The sequence below is a fragment of the Aliarcobacter thereius LMG 24486 genome (genome assembly GCF_004214815.1).
In the GTDB taxonomy this organism is placed as follows: Bacteria; Campylobacterota; Campylobacteria; order Campylobacterales; family Arcobacteraceae; genus Aliarcobacter; species Aliarcobacter thereius.
Map to the genome: position 1 here is coordinate 535,857 of NZ_CP035926.1, position 17,471 is coordinate 553,327.

The 17,471-nt window shown below is 26.6% G+C and carries 14 protein-coding genes; 7 read left to right on the forward strand and 7 right to left on the reverse strand.

All coding sequences use genetic code 11. The features are described from left to right. Window positions 1-47: 47 nt before the first annotated feature. Complete coding sequence (locus ATH_RS02820; RefSeq protein ID WP_066186763.1) at window positions 48-2,219, reverse strand: methyl-accepting chemotaxis protein; 2,172 nt, start codon at window positions 2,217-2,219, stop codon at window positions 48-50. 128 nt (window positions 2,220-2,347) lie between these two features. Between ATH_RS02820 and ruvA the strand changes: the two genes are divergently transcribed. From ruvA to ATH_RS02845, 5 genes are read left to right on the forward strand one after another with little or no spacing between them, the layout of a single operon-like run. Beyond that, window positions 2,348-2,905 (forward strand): Holliday junction branch migration protein RuvA, encoded by a 558-nt coding sequence (ruvA, locus tag ATH_RS02825; protein ID WP_066184794.1) that lies wholly within the window; start codon window positions 2,348-2,350, stop codon window positions 2,903-2,905. 23 nt (window positions 2,906-2,928) lie between these two features. Next, a complete protein-coding gene (locus tag ATH_RS02830; protein WP_066186766.1) occupies window positions 2,929-3,969 on the forward strand; it encodes a D-alanine--D-alanine ligase in 1,041 nt (346 codons plus the stop codon). Beyond that, on the forward strand, window positions 3,970-4,689 hold the full coding sequence (locus tag ATH_RS02835; protein ID WP_066184796.1) for an alpha/beta fold hydrolase: 720 nt from the start codon (window positions 3,970-3,972) through the stop codon (window positions 4,687-4,689). Further along, a complete protein-coding gene (locus ATH_RS02840) occupies window positions 4,676-6,091 on the forward strand; it encodes a Mur ligase family protein (RefSeq protein ID WP_066186769.1) in 1,416 nt (471 codons plus the stop codon). The genes ATH_RS02835 and ATH_RS02840 overlap by 14 nt, the downstream gene beginning before the upstream one ends. Window positions 6,092-6,101: 10 nt before the next feature. Beyond that, a complete protein-coding gene (locus tag ATH_RS02845) occupies window positions 6,102-6,590 on the forward strand; it encodes an HIT family protein (RefSeq protein ID WP_066186821.1) in 489 nt (162 codons plus the stop codon). Here the strand turns inward: ATH_RS02845 and ATH_RS02850 are convergent. From ATH_RS02850 to ATH_RS02870, 5 genes are read right to left on the reverse strand one after another with little or no spacing between them, the layout of a single operon-like run. Continuing rightward, a complete protein-coding gene (locus tag ATH_RS02850; RefSeq protein ID WP_066186777.1) occupies window positions 6,585-7,343 on the reverse strand; it encodes a choline kinase family protein in 759 nt (252 codons plus the stop codon). The genes ATH_RS02845 and ATH_RS02850 overlap by 6 nt on opposite strands. Next, window positions 7,340-7,948: a nicotinamide riboside transporter PnuC gene (pnuC, locus tag ATH_RS02855; RefSeq protein WP_066186780.1), complete on the reverse strand. Its 609-nt coding sequence runs from the start codon at window positions 7,946-7,948 to the stop codon at window positions 7,340-7,342. Before pnuC ends, ATH_RS02850 begins: the two co-directional genes overlap by 4 nt. A 23-nt stretch (window positions 7,949-7,971) precedes the next feature. After that, the gene (locus ATH_RS02860) at window positions 7,972-11,127 is read right to left on the reverse strand and encodes an efflux RND transporter permease subunit (protein WP_066186782.1); all 3,156 of its coding nucleotides are present in this window, start codon (window positions 11,125-11,127) and stop codon (window positions 7,972-7,974) included. Window positions 11,128-11,129: 2 nt separating this feature from the next. After that, on the reverse strand, window positions 11,130-12,167 hold the full coding sequence (locus ATH_RS02865) for an efflux RND transporter periplasmic adaptor subunit (protein WP_066184801.1): 1,038 nt from the start codon (window positions 12,165-12,167) through the stop codon (window positions 11,130-11,132). Beyond that, on the reverse strand, window positions 12,164-13,399 hold the full coding sequence (locus tag ATH_RS02870; protein WP_066184802.1) for a TolC family protein: 1,236 nt from the start codon (window positions 13,397-13,399) through the stop codon (window positions 12,164-12,166). The genes ATH_RS02865 and ATH_RS02870 overlap by 4 nt, the downstream gene beginning before the upstream one ends. Before the next feature lie 99 nt (window positions 13,400-13,498). Here ATH_RS02870 and ATH_RS02875 point away from each other — a divergent pair, with 99 nt between their 5' ends. Next, entirely contained in the window at window positions 13,499-13,981 is a 483-nt protein-coding gene (locus ATH_RS02875) for a MarR family winged helix-turn-helix transcriptional regulator (protein WP_066184803.1), read from the forward strand. Here the strand turns inward: ATH_RS02875 and kdsB are convergent. Beyond that, window positions 13,978-14,700: a 3-deoxy-manno-octulosonate cytidylyltransferase gene (gene kdsB / locus ATH_RS02880; protein ID WP_066184804.1), complete on the reverse strand. Its 723-nt coding sequence runs from the start codon at window positions 14,698-14,700 to the stop codon at window positions 13,978-13,980. The two genes, ATH_RS02875 and kdsB, sit on opposite strands and share 4 nt — an antisense overlap. A gap of 69 nt (window positions 14,701-14,769) precedes the next feature. On the opposite strand from kdsB, the gene polA reads away from it, so the two are divergent. Beyond that, entirely contained in the window at window positions 14,770-17,460 is a 2,691-nt protein-coding gene (gene polA / locus ATH_RS02885; protein WP_066184805.1) for a DNA polymerase I, read from the forward strand. Window positions 17,461-17,471: the final 11 nt, after the last annotated feature.

Here is a 17,471-nt window from a genome sequence, read left to right on the forward strand (position 1 = left end):
TTCTAATTTTATAATTTAAGTATAGATAGATTTCTATCTATACTTTTTTAAGATTTAATTTCATCAATCTTTTTAAAGAATTCTAAAGTAGTTTTCTCTACAATATTTGCTTTTATATTTAGTTGTTCAGCTTTATCTTTATTTGCATTTGAATCAACTAAATTTTGTAAGTTCTTATTTAAATCAGAATCAATTTTTCTAATATCATTTATTAACTCATGATCATTAATCGTAGAAGAAACTTCATTCTTATTTAACCATTCTAAAATTGTACTAGATTCATCAACTTTAAATTTTTTATAATTACCAAGTTTTGAATAAACAGCATCTTTTTTCTTAATAATATCAGTTTTTAATAATGCTGTATCATATACTAAATCGACATTGCTCACTTTATTTAAACTATCTTCTATGAAAGTAGTTCTTGAAGCAGCAGTTACAAGATAACTTGATGTAGCAGCAATAGAAGATGCCATAACAGATATTTGATCAGCTACTTGAGCATTTTTTTGTGTAGATAGATCTAAAGTCCCAATTACATCATTTATTTGTAATATTCCAGTTTCTTGCTCTTTTGAAGCAGCAGCTACATTTTCTATTGTAACAAGAGTGTTTGATATATTATTATTTAATTCTGAATAACCCTCAATCATATTATTAGCAATATTCTTACCTTCATTCGCTTTAATACTTGCTCTTTCAACAATATCTTTAATCTCTCTAGCTGCTTCTGCACTTCTTGCAGCAAGATTTCTTACTTCTTGAGCTACAACTGCAAATCCTTTTCCAGCTTCTCCAGCAGTTGCAGCTTCAACAGCTGCGTTTAAACTTAAAATATTTGTTTGGAATGCAATTTGGTCAATAACTTCAATTGCTTCATTTATAGAGTTTACTTGAGAATTAATTGCATCCATAGATTTTGCTGTTTCTTCTGCTAAAGTTTGACCTTTTTTTGCAGAATTATTTAAATCATGAGTAAGTTTTGACATCTCAATCGTTGATTGAGTATTAGCTTGAATTGTTGCAGTGATTTCATCTAAAGCAGCAGCTGTTTCTTCTAAAGATGCAGCTTGTTCACTAGAAGAATTTTTCAAATTTAAAGAAGTTTCCGAAAGAGTTTGTGTACTATCTTTTAATGAATTACCTGTATTCATAACAATAGCAAGAAGCTCAGAAGTATTGTTCCCTACAAGATTTATTCCATTTGTAAGAGAAGCTAAATTTCCATATATATTTTGGTCTTTTAAAATAAAGTCATATTTTGATTCAGCATAGTATCTTAATGCTTCATTGATTTTATCAAGAGTCTCTTTTGTTCTTTCAATCATTTGGTTTAATTTATTTTTTAAATCTTCAACATGTGGATTTGCAGCTGTATTATTTACTCTATATACGAAGAAACCATTTGCTGTTTTTTCTATTACATCATTTGCTTCTTCAATAACTTTTTCGTCTTGAGCTAAACCTTCTCTTACTTTTTCCATATAAGAATTGAATAGATGAGCAACTTCTCCTATTTCATCTTCTGTTTTTACTTTTAAAGTGATATTTGTATCATTTGAGTGAAGTAAATCATCAAAACCTGACTTAAGGTCTTCTATTGGACTTGTAGCTTTTCTAACAATGAAGAATATTAAAATAATAGTAAATAATCCTAAAATTGTTGAAGATAGAGAAATTTCTTTTAAAAGAGATTTTATTTTTTTATCAGTTTCATCTAAAGAGAAAGTTAAATCCATTACACCAATAACATCTCCAACTGATTGATTTGGGTGACAAGCCATACACTCATTTGTTGCTATCATTGGCTTAATCATTCTAATTGTATGCCCATTTTCATCATTTTTCTGAATAATTTGATTCTCTTTTGTAGCAAAGCTATCTAAAATCTGTGGATCTTTTGTAAAAGGAGTGTCTAAACCATAAAGTTCAATAAGTTCTTTACTTTTCGCAACAGTTAACTGCTTAACTCCTTTTATATCTCTAGCATCTTCTTCTGCTTTTGCTATTAGATCTCTATCTCCTGTATTCATTGTATTTCTTAAAGTTTGAAATATGGATGCATTTAACATTGATAAATTATCTCTAGCATTTGCTATTGAATCTTCAGTAACTTTCGTTGTTGTTGAATAGACAATGAAAGAACTACTTATAAACATAAGAACAAACAGAGCAAAAATGATTTTATTGCTAACTTTTTTTGTAATAAATTTAAGCATACAACTCTCCAATTTTTTTAAGTCGATTTATTATATACTTAAAAAGTTTAAAAGATTGTAATAAACTTATAAAAATTATAAATTACATAAATAAAAAGTAATAATATAACAAAATAAAGAGAGTAGAATTGATAGTAGGACTAATAGGAAAAATTATAAAAAAAGAGCCAACAGTTGTACATTTAAATGTAAACGGAGTTGTATATGAAGTTTTTGTATCTTTAAATTGTAGTTCAAAAATAACAAAAGATGAAGTAAGTTTTGAAATAAGTGAAATTATAAGAGAAGATGCTCATAATTTATATGGTTTTATTGATAGTAATGAAAAAAAGCTATTTGAAACTGTAATAAAAATAAATGGAATTGGACCAAAAGTTGGACTTGCTATTTGTTCAACATTTACACCAAGTTCTTTTGCACAAATTATAAGCTCAAATGATGTTGATATGTTAAAAAGAGTTCCTGGCATTGGACCAAAAGGAGCTAGTAGAATACTTGTTGAACTTAGTGGGTTTATAATAGATGTAGAAAATGATAATGAAGTTTCTAATATAAATCTAGAAGCTTCTTTAGCTCTTGAAAGTTTAGGTTTCAAAAAAGAGATAGTTTCAAAAATATTAAAAACTTGTACAAGTACGAGTACTAGTGAGCTTGTAAGAGAAGCTTTAAAAAAATTACAAAAATAGATAAATAAAATAAGGATAATAGTATGAAAGTAGCAGTTGTTTTTGGTGGAATAAGTTTTGAGCATGAGATTTCAATAGTTAGTTCAATTGCTATGAAAGATGTTTTGAAAAATGAGTTAATATATATATTTATTGATAAAAATAGAGAACTTTATGAAATACCAAGTTCAAAAATAAATTCAAAACTATTTTCAAGTGGAGAATATAGTAAGTTTGATAGAGTTTATTTTAAAAAAGATGGATTTTATAAAATAACAGGATTATTCAAAAAAGAGCAAAATATCGATTTTGATGTTGTTTTAAACCTTTCTCATGGTGGAGATGGAGAAGATGGTATTTTAGCTTCAATGTTTGATTTTTATAATATTTCATTTGTTGGTCCTAGAACTGAAGCTTGTGTTGTTAGTTCAAATAAATTTATAACAAAAGGTTATGCACAAAGTGTAGAGGTAAAAACTCTTCCATATAAATATTTTACTAAAAATGACAAAATAGAAATTAATGAATTCCCAGCAATTATAAAACCAGTAAAATTGGGAAGCTCAATTGGGGTTGCAATTGTTAAAACAAAAGAAGAGTTATCTTATGCACTTGATGTTGCTTTTGAATTTGATGATGCTATTATTGTTGAACCATTTATAAGTGGAGTTAAAGAGTACAATTTAGCTGGTACAAAAATAGCTGGAGAGTTTGTATTTTCTATCATTGAAGAACCACAAAAAGCTGATTTTTTAGATTTTGATAAAAAGTATTTAGATTTTTCAAGAACTTCAAAAGCACAAGAGGTAGATTTAGGAGAGAAGCTAAATAAAGAGATAAAAAATAGTTTTAAAAATCTTTATAATACACTTTTTGAAGGTTCATTAATAAGATGTGATTTTTTTGTAGTAGATAATGAAGTTTATTTAAATGAAATTAATTCAATTCCTGGTTCTATGGCAAATTATCTTTTTGAAGATTTTCAAACAACTTTTGAAAAAATAGTAAAGAATTTACCAAAAAAGAAATTTATTCCAATAAATTATGATTATGTAAATAAAATACAAGTTGCAAAAGGAAAATAGTTGGCACTAAAAAGTATAAATGTAGATGGAAAAATATTTGATATTATTTATGATATAAAAAATAGTGAAGCAAAAAGAGATATAGTTTTTTTGCATGGTTGGGGTTCAAACAAAGAGATTATGAAACAAGGCTTTGATAAGTTTTTAAAAGATTATAGACATATATATATAGATATGCCAGGTTTTGGTAAAAGTGAAAATATTTATGAACTTACAACATTTGATTATTCAAATATAATAAAAGAGTTTTTAAAAGAGCTGAATTCAGATTTATACGCAGTTGCTGGGCACTCTTTTGGTGGAAAAGTTGCAACTTTGATAAATCCACAAAATCTAATTTTATTTAGTAGTGCAGGTATTTTAGAAAAAAAACCTTGTAAAGTTAGATTTAAGATTTTTCTAGCAAAAACTTTAAATAGCTTAGGTTTAGGATTTGTTTCAAAGATTTTTAGAAGTAAAGATGTATCAAAAATGAGTGAAAATATGTATAAAACTTTTAAAAATGTTGTAGATGAAGATTTTACTCAAGAGTTTGAAAAAATAAAAAACAAAACATTGATTTTTTGGGGGATGGAAGATAAAGCAACATCAATGAAAAGTGGAGAAAAAATATCAGAGATAATTGATAGTTCTATTTTATATAAATTAAGTGGAGATCACTATTTTTTCCTAAAACATTCAAAACAAATTGCTGGAATAATTGAAGATGAACTATTTTAATTTTACTATAAATTTTTTAACAATACTTGCATTATCTTGGTATGTAATTTTAAATCTGCAATGGTATAACTATAAATTAAAAAGAGTTATTTTAAATCATCATAAAAGATCATGGCATATTTTATACTTTGTTTTGCCACTTGTTTTGTGGATAAATCTTGAAGAAAAATATTTCTCAATAGCCTTAATAGTTTATGTTTTTGCACTTTTTTTATGGAATAAAAAGTTAGATAAAACTTTGGTTTATACAAAAAGAGTAAATAGATTTTTTATAATAATAACTTTTTTGCTTATTTTTACATATTTTACAGATAACAAATATTATTCTTTTGCATCTTTGATTATTACTTTGATAGTTTCAAATATTACAGAAAAGCTACTGTTTTTTAAATATAAAAAAGATGCTAGAAAAAAACTTGATAGTATAAAAGATTTAAAGATAGTTGCTATTACAGCCTCTTTTGGAAAAACATCTATAAAAAACTTTTTATATCATATCTTAAAAAATAGTTTTAATACATATAAAACTCCAAGAAGTGTAAATACAATAGCTGGTTTAGTTTTAGATGTAAATAAAGATTTACCTAAAAATACAGATATTTATATAGCAGAAGCAGGAGCTAGAGTAAAAGGTGATATAAAAACTATTGCAAACTTTTTAGATCCACAATATGTAATAATAGGAAGTGTTGGTGAACAGCATATCGAGTATTTTAAAAGTTTAGAAAATATAAAAAATACTAAAAAAGAGTTACTTCTATCAAAAAGAGTAAAAAAAGCTTTTGTTCATAAAAGTACAGATTTAGAAGATAGAAATTTTATTGAAGTTTTTCCAAAAGAACTTAAAATATTAAAAAGTGATTTAGATGGTTTACATTTTTCTTTTTTAATTAATAAAAAAGAAGAAGATTTTTTTGCACCAATACTTGGAAGTTTTAATGCTATAAATTTATCTGCTGTTATTTTACTTGCTTTAGAATTTGGTTTAAGTCTTGAAGAGATTAGAAAAACTTTAAAAACTTTACCACAAGTTGAACATAGATTACAAAAAATAGAAGCTGGTGGAAAATTAATTATTGATGATTCATTTAATGGGAATTACGAAGGTATGATGGAAGCTTTTAATATATCTAAGAATCATAAGGGAAGAAGAGTTGTTATAACTCCTGGACTTGTAGAATCAAATGATGAATCAAATATAAAAATAGCAAAGAAGATTGATGAAGTTTTTGATTTTGTGATAATCACAGGTGAATTAAATCTTGAAATATTAGAAAAAAATATTAATAAAGATAAAGTTTTTGTTTTAAAAGACAAATCAAAAATGCAAGATATTTTGGCAAGTAGTACAAAAAGTGGAGATTTAATACTTTTTGCAAACGATGCACCAAACTTTATATAAAAGCTTAAATATGGAACATCTATATGCACCTTGGAGATATACATATGTAAAAGATGAGAAGATAGATACATGTGTTTTTTGTCATATATTAAGAAACAAAAATGATGAAAAATATGAAGTTCTATTTTCAGATGAGCTTTGTTTTGTTGTTATGAATAAATATCCTTATTCTCCAGGTCATATTATGGTTGTTCCAAATTTTCATACAGCAAATATAGAAGATCTTGAAGATGAAGTTTGGCAAAGAGTTTCAAAAAGAGTAAAACAAGGTGTTAAGCTTTTAAAAACTATTATGCCTTGTGAAGGTGTAAATATTGGTATGAATTTAGGAAAAGCAGCTGGTGCTGGGATTGAAGAACATGTTCATTATCATCTTCTTCCAAGATGGATAGGAGATACAAATTTTATATCAACACTTGGTGGAACAAGAGTTTATCCAGCAGATTTTGAAGAAATATTTAAAAAACTCAAAAGTTCTAGTAAAGATTTCTTTTTATAAAGAAGAGCTATTTTTTTTAAACCATAATAGACAGATGTTTTTATAAATATTTTTATAGATTTTTAATTTCTTCTTTGTATATATTGGAATAGTTTTAAAATATTTCTTTAAAAATATTTTTTCATCTTTTTTACTTAAATTAAACTCTATACAAATAGTTGCAATATCAAAAAAAATATCATTTGTTCCAGCATATTCCCAATCTATTATTTTAATCTTTTTATGATTAAAAAGAATATTTTTTATATTTAAATCATGATGAACTAAAGCTAAATCTTCTTTAAACTCTTTTACTTTTAGAATATTTTTCTCTAATTTTAATAATATTTCTTTACTATCTTCATCTTTTAAAATATCTTTATAACTATTGAAATCTTTTAAAAAGTCATATTTTTTACTTTTTAATTTAATTTGATGAATTTTTTTAACTGCAAGAGCTAATCTTTTAATATCTTTCTTATTTAAAGTAGATTTATGAGCTCCATTTACAAATTCATAAATCATAAAGTTTTTATTTATAAAAATAGTTTTTGGAGCTATATGTTTTTTATATGCTTTACTTTGAACCTTAAACTCAAAAGTTCTACTAATATTTACACTATCAAGATTTTTAAAAACTCTTATAACATATGATTTCTTATCCATTTTTAGTAAATAAGAGATATTATTTAAGCCTTGAGATTTTAAAAGATTTAGACTAAAGTTCTTATTCCTAAAAATATCAAGTGAATTTATAGTTTGGCTTAAATTCATAAACTATTTTTTCTCCATGAAAAGTATGCAAAAGTAGCTAAAATAGTATAAATTAAAAATAAAAAAGATGTGAAAAATAGATCTTTTTGATAATATAAATATATTGAAGAGCTATCAATAACTATCCAATATATCCAATTTTCTAAAATTTTCTTTGCTAATAAATATGTTGTACAAAGAGCAAAAATTGTTATAAAACTATCTAAATAAGCAAAAGATGCATTTGTATAGTTGTCCATAATATAGCCAATAATAATAGATAAAATAGTAAGAGATAGAATCAATATAAAATGTGTTTTAACTTTTAAAGAAGAGACTTTTAACTCTTCACTATTTTTAAATCCTTTTTTCCAAGAATAAAAACCATAAATTGCCATAAGTAAATAGTAAGCATTTAAGAGTGAAGACATAAAAAGTGTTGCATCAAAAAATATAATTGAATAAATAAGTGTGCTTATAAATGCAGCTAAAAATCCCCAAGCATTTTGTTTAATTGCAAGAAGTAAATATATTATAGATAAAATTACTGCTATAAATTCAAAATAACTTACTAAAGCTAGAGCATTTTTGAAATTTGAAATAAAACTATCTATAATAATTTCCATAAGTAAAGAGAAAAGAGTACTTTTTAGTACTCTTTATTATTCTCTTCTTCTTCTTTTCTTAAATCTTGGTCAATAGGACCTTCTTTTTCTCTACTTAATCTTGAGATTAATATATAGAAAAGTGGAATAAATAAAATAGCTAAGAAAGTTGCTGTTAGCATTCCACCAACAACTCCTGTACCAATAGCATGTTTACTCGCAGCTCCTGCTCCACTTCCAAGTGCAAGTGGAAGTACTCCAATAGTAAATGCTAAAGAAGTCATAATAATTGGTCTTAATCTAACTTTTGCAGCTTCTAATGCTGAATCTACTAAATTATAACCTTCTCTTCGTTTTTGTAGAGCAAACTCAACAATTAAAATAGCATTTTTTGCAGCTAATCCAGCAAGAACTAAAAGTCCAATTTGGAAATAAATATTATTATCAAGTCCTCTTAAATTTGTTGCTAAAATTGCTCCAAATACAGCAAAAGGAACTGCTAATACAACAGATAATGGAAGTAACCATTTCTCGTACAATGCAGCTAGAATAAGGAATAAAAATATTAGTCCAAAAATAAATGCTTTAGCAGAACTTCCACCAATTTGTTTCTCTTGATAAGCAGTTCCAACCCAAGAAATTGTATAACCTTGAGGTAAAATCTCATTTGCAACCTCTTCAATAGCATTTAATGCATCTCCTGAACTATATCCAGGTTTTGGTTGACCTGATATTTTTGCTGCTTGGAAAAGGTTAAATCTTTCAACAATATCAGCACCAACTGTTTGAGTAAGAGTTACAAATGCGTTTAAAGGAAATAGTTCTCCTGTTGTTGCAGATCTTACATATATATATTGGATATCTTCTGCATTATCTCTAAATTTATCAATAGCTTGCATGTTTACTCTATAAGTTCTTCCATATAAAGAGAAATCATTTATATAGTAACTTCCATAAGTCGCATTTACTGTACTATAAATATCATTTAATTGTACACCTTTTGCTTTTGCTTTCTCAATATCTATTTTCATATCATATTGAGGAATATTTGAAGATAAAGAAGTTCTTACACCCATTAATTCAGGTCTTTGATTTGCTTTGGCAATAATTTCATTTACTACACCTTGTAAATCTTCAATACTTCCACCTGTTCTATCTTGAACATACATATCAAATCCACCAGTAACACTCATACCCATAATAGCAGGAGGTACAACAGCGAAAGAGAAACCTTCACTAGTTCCCATCAATTGTCCACTAAACTTCTCTAATAGAGTCATAGCATGTTGTTCACTATTTGGTCTTTGGCTCCAATCTTTTAATTTAATAATAGTTGCAACTGTATGTGTTCTTTGTGCACTTGTTGTAAAGTCATAACCAGCAAGAGTAATAACATTTTCAACATTTGGATCTTTTGAAACTATTGCACTAATCTCTTCACTAAGACCAATTGTTCTTGATAAAGATGAACCAGGAGGGTTGAATCCAAATATAAAGATTGTTCCTTGATCTTCATCTGGAACTAAACCAGTTTTCATATTTTTAAACATATCCCAAGATATAAAGATTAATCCACCAAATAAAAGTAATGAGATTAATGAAAATCTAATTGTTTTTTTAACTAATAAAGAATAACCTTCAGTTGCTTTCTCAAACATATTATTAAACCATCTAAAAAATGCATTTGGTTCATGTTTTTTATTTTTTAATATTCTTACACAAAGTGATGGAGTTAATGTTAATGCAACAAAACCAGAAATAGTAACGGACATAACAATAGTAACTGCAAACTGTCTATACATCTCTCCACTTAATCCACCCATAAATGCAACAGGAATAAACACAGCTCCAAGAACTAAAATAATAGCAATTAAAGCCCCTGTTACTTCTCTCATTGCTATAAATGCAGCTTCTTTAGGGGTTTTTCCCATATCCATATGTCGTTCAATATTTTCAATAACAATAATAGCATCATCAACAACAATACCAATAGCAAGAACAAGACCAAAAAGTGTAAGAAGATTTATACTAAATCCTAACATATACATTCCTGCAAATGCACCAACAATAGATATTGGAACAGCAATTAAAGGAATAACAGTTGCTCTCCAGTTTTGTAAAAATAAATATATAATTAAGATAACTAAAATTAGTGCTTCAATAAAAGTTTTAATAACTTCACTAATTGATGCAGTAATAAAATCTGTACTATCATAAGGAATTGAATATTTTAAATCATCAGGAAAACTTTTACTAGCTTCTTCTAAAGCTGCTTTTATAGCATCAGCAGTTTCAAGTGCATTAGCTTCACTTTGAAGAAAAACTCCCATAGGAACAGATGCAGCACCATTTAGTTTAGTTTGCATACTATAATCAGCACTTCCTAATTCAATAGTTGCAATATCTTTTAATTTTAAACTACTTCCATCAGGATTTGATCTAATTATAATATTTGAAAACTGTGATGGATCATTAAATCTTTCAGGAGTCTGTATTGTATATGTATACATTTGTTTATTTGCAATTGGTTCAGCTGCAATTTTACCAGCAGCATATTGGTTATTTTGCTCTTTTACAACTGAAATTACATCTGTTGTAGTTAAATTAAATTTAGTTAACTTCTCAGGATCTAACCAAATTCTAATAGAGTAATCTTTTGCTCCAAAAACAATAGCATCTCCAACTCCATTTACCCTTTTTAATGTTTCAATAATATTTAAAACTGCATAGTTTGATAAATATATTGAATCATAAGTGTCATTTGGAGATTGAAGCATTGCAAAAAGAAGAATACTAGGAGAACTCTCATAAACAACAACACCTAATCTTTGAACTTGTTCAGGCATTGAAGATAAAGCAGCTTGAACTCTATTGTTTACATCAATTTTTGCTTGATCAGGATCTGTTCCAGTTTCAAAAAATACATTTATACTTAATCTTCCACTATCTTCTGAAAGTGAATTCATATAAAGCATATTTTTTGCACCATTTATTTTCTCTTCAAGTGGAGCAGCAACTGTTTTTGCAATTGTATTTGCACTTGCTCCTGGATAAGATGTCGATACAACTATTTGAGGAGGTAAAACTCTAGGATATTGTTCTATTGGAAGGCTGAACATTGAAACAAGTCCAACCAAAAATATAACAATACTTAAAACACCAGCAAAAACTGGGTTTCGTATAAAAAATGCTGAAATCATATTTATTTCTCTTTATTTACTATTTGTACTTTTGTATTTGGTCTTAGTTTGGCAATATTAGAGATAATTATCTTCTCTCCACCTTTTAAACCACCTTTAACTATCACTCCTTCTTTTACAAGGTTCCCAACAATAATTGGTCTTGGATTAGCGATATTGTTTTCATCTGCAATCATTACAACTGTTGCTTGAGCAGTTTTTAAAACAGCTTTTTCAGGAATAACAAAAACATCACCTAAATCAAGATTAGAGATCTCAATTTGTGAGAAGTTTCCAACTAAAAGTTCTCCATTTTTATTATCTATTTTTGCTCTTAATAAAAGAGTATCAGTATTTGAATCAATTGTTGGAGATACAAAATCTATTTTTCCAGAATATTTTTTATCATCACTTAAAACAGAAACTTTTGCTTTATTATCTTTAATCTGTTTTAAAAAGTTACTCATATCATTTTTTGGAAGAGAAAACTCTGCGTGAATTGGGTTATTGTTTGTAATTGTAACAAGAAGAGAATTATTAGGAGTTGTTCCTACTAAATCTCCAATGTCTTGTTGCTTAATTCCTACAATTCCATCAATAGGAGCTTTCACAGATGTATAGTTGAATTGTATTCTTGCTTCTTCAAAAGCTGCTTTAGAACTCTCAAATTGAAAAGTGTAATCATCAAATTGTTGTGGACTAATTGATTTTGACTCTATTAGTGATTTTGCTCTTTCAAAATCTTTTTCTGCTTTTATAAAATTAGCTTTTTTCATATTTAAATTTGCAAGATAAGTATCAGGCTCAATTTTATAAAGTAAAGTTCCTTTTTTTACAAATGAACCTTCTGTAAAGTGTTTCTCTTTTAGTGTTCCTGAAACTCTTGCAATTATATCAACTTGCTCAACAGCTTTTAAAATTGTTGGATATGTTTTTACAGTTGTGAAATCTTTTTTTTCTACTTTAAAAATTTCAACAGGAAGAGCTGGAGCTTCATTTGCCATAAGGCTTGAGAAAGCTAAACTTCCTATAAATAGTGAAATTATTGATTTTTTTATCATCTTATATACTCCTTGATTTTTTCACCACTATTATAAATAATAGTTGCTTTTTTTATTTCTAAATCATTTAGTGACTGTTTATGTTGGCTTATTGCATCATATTTTTCTGTTAAACTTTGTAAATATGCAACATTATCAATCAAACCATTCTCAAATTTTGATTTAATAACTTCATATGCAGTTTGAGCTGCAATAACAGAAGCTTCACTTGATTTTATTTTAGCAAGTGCGATATCATAGGCTTTTAGAGATAGTTTTAAATCAACATCTGCTCTATTTTTCTCATAATCATAGTTTAATTTACTTGCTAAATACTCTTTATGTTTTGCTTCACTTTTAAATTTTGTTTCTCCAAAAGAGAATATATTCCAATTCAAGTTTGCACTAGATATATTTTGATGATATGGACCATTTCTCATATTATCATCTCTATAATCTTTATCATCATAATTCATTGTATGATTTAATGATATTGTTGGAAGATATCCACTTTTCTCTGCTTTAGTAGAGTAAGATTTAGCTTCTGAATCATAAAGCAAAGCTTGAATATCAAATCTATCGTTTGTTTCTATATCTTCTTCAAGTGCTTTTACAGTTGAACCAGAAGAAATAGTAACAATTGAACCAGTTATATATTCTAAATTATGTAAAATTGTTACAAGGTTTAGCTCAACTTCTTGTAACTCTACATTTGCCATTTCAAGTCTTGATACAATTTTTTGAAATTCATCTTCAGTTGCAGTTCCAGCTTCATAAAACTTTTCAATTCTATTTTTTTGAGCTGTTAATTGCTCAATTTCTCTCTGCTTCGCATCTTTTCTTGCATCTAAAGATAAATAATTATAATAATAGTTTACAACATTTAAAGATATGTTGTTTTTTAAAGCTTCCAAAGATTGTTCTTGGCTTTTTATAGATGATTCATAAATATCAAAAGTATCTCCTCTTTTTCCACCATCATAAACTATAAAATCAACACTACCATAAGCGTTGAATCCTTTTTTTGAAATACCTAAAGAACTATGTTCATTATCATTTATATAATATTTGGCTCCAACATTGAACTGTGGTAAATATCCACTTTTTGTACCTTTATAATCTTCTTTTAAAGCATCTACTCTTTGTTTTGTAGATTCAACTAATCTATTTTCTACTGATAAATTAATTAGCTCTTCTAAGTTTTGACTATATAAAAAAAGTGGTAACAAGAAAACAAAATATATTTTTTTCAAATTTACTCCTTTTAAAAATAAATGCAGATTTTATCAATCTTTTACTTAATTCTATCTTGCTAGAAAGATACTTTTATTTTTTTCTGCTATAATTTTGGAATGAATAGAAAATATATTGAAGATTTTTATAAAAGAGTTGAAGAAGAGAATAGTCGTAAGATTTATTCTTTATTTTTACCAATGTTGTTGTTGACTAAACAGACTTATTATAATGGTGAATCACATTATAAAGAAAACTATGATTTATTAAATTCTGAAGTTGATGTTTTAGCTGCTTTGTATTTTAATAGTGAAGATCATACTTTAAGTCCTACTGAACTTTATAGTGCAATAATATTTTCAAGTGGTGGAATGACAAAAGTTTTAAAAAAACTAGAAGAGAGAAAATTAATAAAAAGAATAAGTTGTCAAAAAGATAAAAGAAAAGTTTTAGTTTCTCTTACTAAAGATGGAGAAGAGGTAGTTTTATCCTGTGTTGAAACTACTGCTAAAAGGCTTGAAGATGTATATTCAATATTAGATGAGAAAGAGAGAGTTTTTTTAAAAGATATTTTAAAAAAACTTATCTTCTCAAATCTTTAAGCTTTAAAAATCTTTAAAGCTTTTTCTAAATCATTTTTTGTATCAATACCAAAAGATTTTGAAGATACTTCAACCATAGCTATCTTAAATCCATTGTCAATAGCTCTTAATTGCTCGAGTTTTTCACTATCTTCAAGTTTTGAAGAGCTTAAACTACAAAATTTATTTAAAGACTTTTTTGTAAAACCATAAATTCCTAAATGACCAAAATAGTTCTCTTCTTTATCTTTTTCTCTATGAAATGGAACTTTTGCTCTTGAAAAGTAGATAGCTTCATTCTTATTGTTTAAAACTACTTTTACTAAGTTTGGATCATTTGCATCTTCACTTGATATTTTTTTATAACAAGAAGTGATTAAAGTATCTTCACAATTTTTAACTTCATTTACTCTTTTTATAACAGCTTTTATAACATCAACTTCAATAAAAGGTTCATCTGCTTGAACATTGATAATTATCTCATCATCATTTAAATTTAGATTATTTACTGCTTCATTTATTCTATCTGTTCCACTATTATGTTCAATACTTGTCATAACTGCTTCAAAGCCATGCTCTTTTACTAAATCAAAAACCTCTTTTGTATCTGTTGCAATTACTACTTTATCTAAAGAGCTAACTTGTTTTGCAGTTCTTATAAGCATTGGAAGTCCCATAATATCTGATAAAATCTTATTTGGAAAACGACTTGAATTTAATCTTGCTGGAATTATTATCATCTTTTTTATCCTTTATTCAAAGATATTATTATAATATAAAAACTATAAACTCATATTGAAAGACTTACAATGAAAAAAACTATTACAATTATTGATACATTTGGATTTTTATTTAGAAGCTATTATGCACTTCCACCATTACGATCTTCAAGTGGATTTCCCACAGGATTACTTACAGGATTTATGAACTTTATTGCAGGTATTGGAAAAGATTTTAAAACAGATTATATTGTTTTTGCACTTGATTCAAAAGGTGATACTTTTAGAAAAGAGATTTATGATGCTTACAAAGCTCAAAGACCAGATGTTCCAGAAGATTTATTGGCTCAACTTCCAATAGCAATATCATTTATTGAGGATATGGGATTTAAAATAGCTATAAAAACTGGATATGAAGCTGATGATATGGTTGCAAGTATTGCAAAAGATGCTGTTTTAAAAGGTTTAGAAGTAAGAGTTGTATCTCATGATAAAGATTTATATCAATTAATTAGTGATAAAGATGGAGTTTATCTATTTGATCCAAGTAAAAGACAAATAATAGATGAAGCAAGATGTTTTGAGAAATATGGAGTTAAAGCAGAAAACTTTATTGACTATCAAGCATTAGTTGGAGATGCAGCTGATAATGTTCCTGGAGTAAAAGGAGTTGGAGCAAAAACAGCAGAAACTTTAATAAATCAATTTAAAAATATTGAAAACATATATAATAATATAGAAGAGGTAGAAAAACCAAGAACACAAAAGTTACTTCTTGAATCAAAAGAGAATGCTTTTTTATCAAAAGAGCTTGTTACTTTAAAAACAGATTGTCATTTTATTGATAATCTTGAAGAGTTTATATTACCAATAGAAAATCCAATTCTAAAAATTGCAAGTAGTTTAGAGTCTTATGATATGCATAGAGTTTTGGATAGAGTAAATAAAAATGGATTAAGTTATAAAACAGAGATACCAAAAGAACAAAATAATGAAAGCAAGAAAGCTGAATATATATTATTAAATGATGAAGCAAGTTTAAGTTTAGCTATAAATAAAATACCAAGAGATAGTATTGTTGCATTTGATACAGAAACAACAGATATAGATACAACAAAGGCAAAAATAGTTGGTTTTTCATTTGCATATGAAGAGAATAGAGCTTATTATGTTCCAATTGCTCATAATTATTTGGGAGTTGAAAATCAGATTCCACTTGAAGTTGCTAAAAAAACTATTGAGATTTTAAATAGATATAAACTTGTGCTTCAAAATTTTAAATATGATTGGCAAATTATAAAAAATAACTTTGATATTGATTTAAAACTTTATGCTGATACTATGATTTTATCTTGGATTCTGGATACTTCTAGCAAAGTAGGAATTGATTTTCAGATAAAAAAATATTTTAATATTGATATGCTAAGTTTTAATCAAATGGTAAAAAAAGGTGAGAACTTTTCAAGTGTTGAACTTGAAAAAGCTACACAATATGCAGCTGAAGATGCTTTAATGACTTTAAAGTTGTTTAACAAACAATTAGAAATTTTTAAAGAGAAAGGCGAAGAAGAACTTTTAAATATAGCATTTGAGTTGGAATTTAATTTTATTTATGTATTAGCAGTAATGGAGCAAAGAGGAATAAAAGTTGATGTAAATCTTTTACAAGATTACAAAGAAAAGAGTCAAATATTTTTAAATGAACTAAAAGAAAAAATATTCCAAAGTGTTGGATTTGAGTTTAATATAAGATCTCCAAAGCAAGTTGGAGAAGTTTTATTTGAGAAATTAAATCTTCCTCCTTCAAAAAAGACAAAAACAGGATATAGCACAGATGAAAGTGTTTTAAATTCTCTATTTGATTTACATTTAGTTGTTCCACTTTTATTGGATTTTAGAGAAGCTGATAAACTACATTCAACTTATATAGAACCTCTTTTAGAATTAGGATTAAAAGATGAACAAAATAGAATTTTCACATCATTTTTACAAACAGGTACAACAACAGGAAGATTAAGTTCAAAATCACCAAATCTTCAAAATATTCCAACTTTTAGTGCAAATGATATTGATATTAGAAAAACATTTATTGCAAAAGATGGATATAAGCTTGTAGGAGTTGATTATTCTCAAATAGAGTTAAGATTGTTGGCTCATTTTTCGCAAGATGAAGCTTTAGTTGAAGCTTTTAGAAATAATTTAGATATTCACTATCAAACTGCTGTTAAGATTTTTGGTGAAGTCGAAGCAAAAAATAAAAGGGCAGTTGCAAAATCTATTAACTTTGGTCTTTTATATGGGATGGGAGCAAAAAAGCTAGGAGATACTTTACATATTAGTTCAAAAGAAGCAAAAGCTTATATTGATTCATATTTTGAAGCATTTAAAAGTGTAAAGGATTATTTAAAATCTATTGAAGAAAGAGCTACACAAGAAGGATTTGTGAAAACTTTATTAAATAGAAAAAGATTTTTTGATTTTCAAGGGGCAAGTCCTATGCTAAAAGCTGCATATTTAAGAGAAGCTGTAAATACACAGTTTCAAGGAAGTGCAGCTGATTTAATAAAACTATCTATGATAAAAATAGATCAAAAATATAAAGAAAATGAAGATATAAAAATGCTTTTACAAATCCATGATGAACTTATTTTTGAAGTTAAAGATGAAAAAATTGATGAATTTACAAAAGAGATAAAAGATATTATGGAGAATATTTTTATATTAAATGTACCTTTGAAAGTTAGTGTAAATATAGGAAAATCTTGGCAAGAGTTAAAATAGTTTAAACCAAG

Coding starts and splice junctions, on each gene's coding strand:
- ATH_RS02820 (WP_066186763.1), bottom strand. CDS start 2,219: ATGCTTAAATTTATTACAAAAAAAGTTAGCAATAAAATCATTTTTGCT.
- ATH_RS02830 (WP_066186766.1), top strand. CDS start 2,929: ATGAAAGTAGCAGTTGTTTTTGGTGGAATAAGTTTTGAGCATGAGATT.
- ATH_RS02840 (WP_066186769.1), top strand. CDS start 4,676: ATGAACTATTTTAATTTTACTATAAATTTTTTAACAATACTTGCATTA.
- ATH_RS02845 (WP_066186821.1), top strand. CDS start 6,102: ATGGAACATCTATATGCACCTTGGAGATATACATATGTAAAAGATGAG.
- ATH_RS02850 (WP_066186777.1), bottom strand. CDS start 7,343: ATGAATTTAAGCCAAACTATAAATTCACTTGATATTTTTAGGAATAAG.
- pnuC (WP_066186780.1), bottom strand. CDS start 7,948: ATGGAAATTATTATAGATAGTTTTATTTCAAATTTCAAAAATGCTCTA.
- ATH_RS02860 (WP_066186782.1), bottom strand. CDS start 11,127: ATGATTTCAGCATTTTTTATACGAAACCCAGTTTTTGCTGGTGTTTTA.
- ATH_RS02865 (WP_066184801.1), bottom strand. CDS start 12,167: ATGATAAAAAAATCAATAATTTCACTATTTATAGGAAGTTTAGCTTTC.
- ATH_RS02875 (WP_066184803.1), top strand. CDS start 13,499: ATGAATAGAAAATATATTGAAGATTTTTATAAAAGAGTTGAAGAAGAG.
- kdsB (WP_066184804.1), bottom strand. CDS start 14,700: ATGATAATAATTCCAGCAAGATTAAATTCAAGTCGTTTTCCAAATAAG.
- polA (WP_066184805.1), top strand. CDS start 14,770: ATGAAAAAAACTATTACAATTATTGATACATTTGGATTTTTATTTAGA.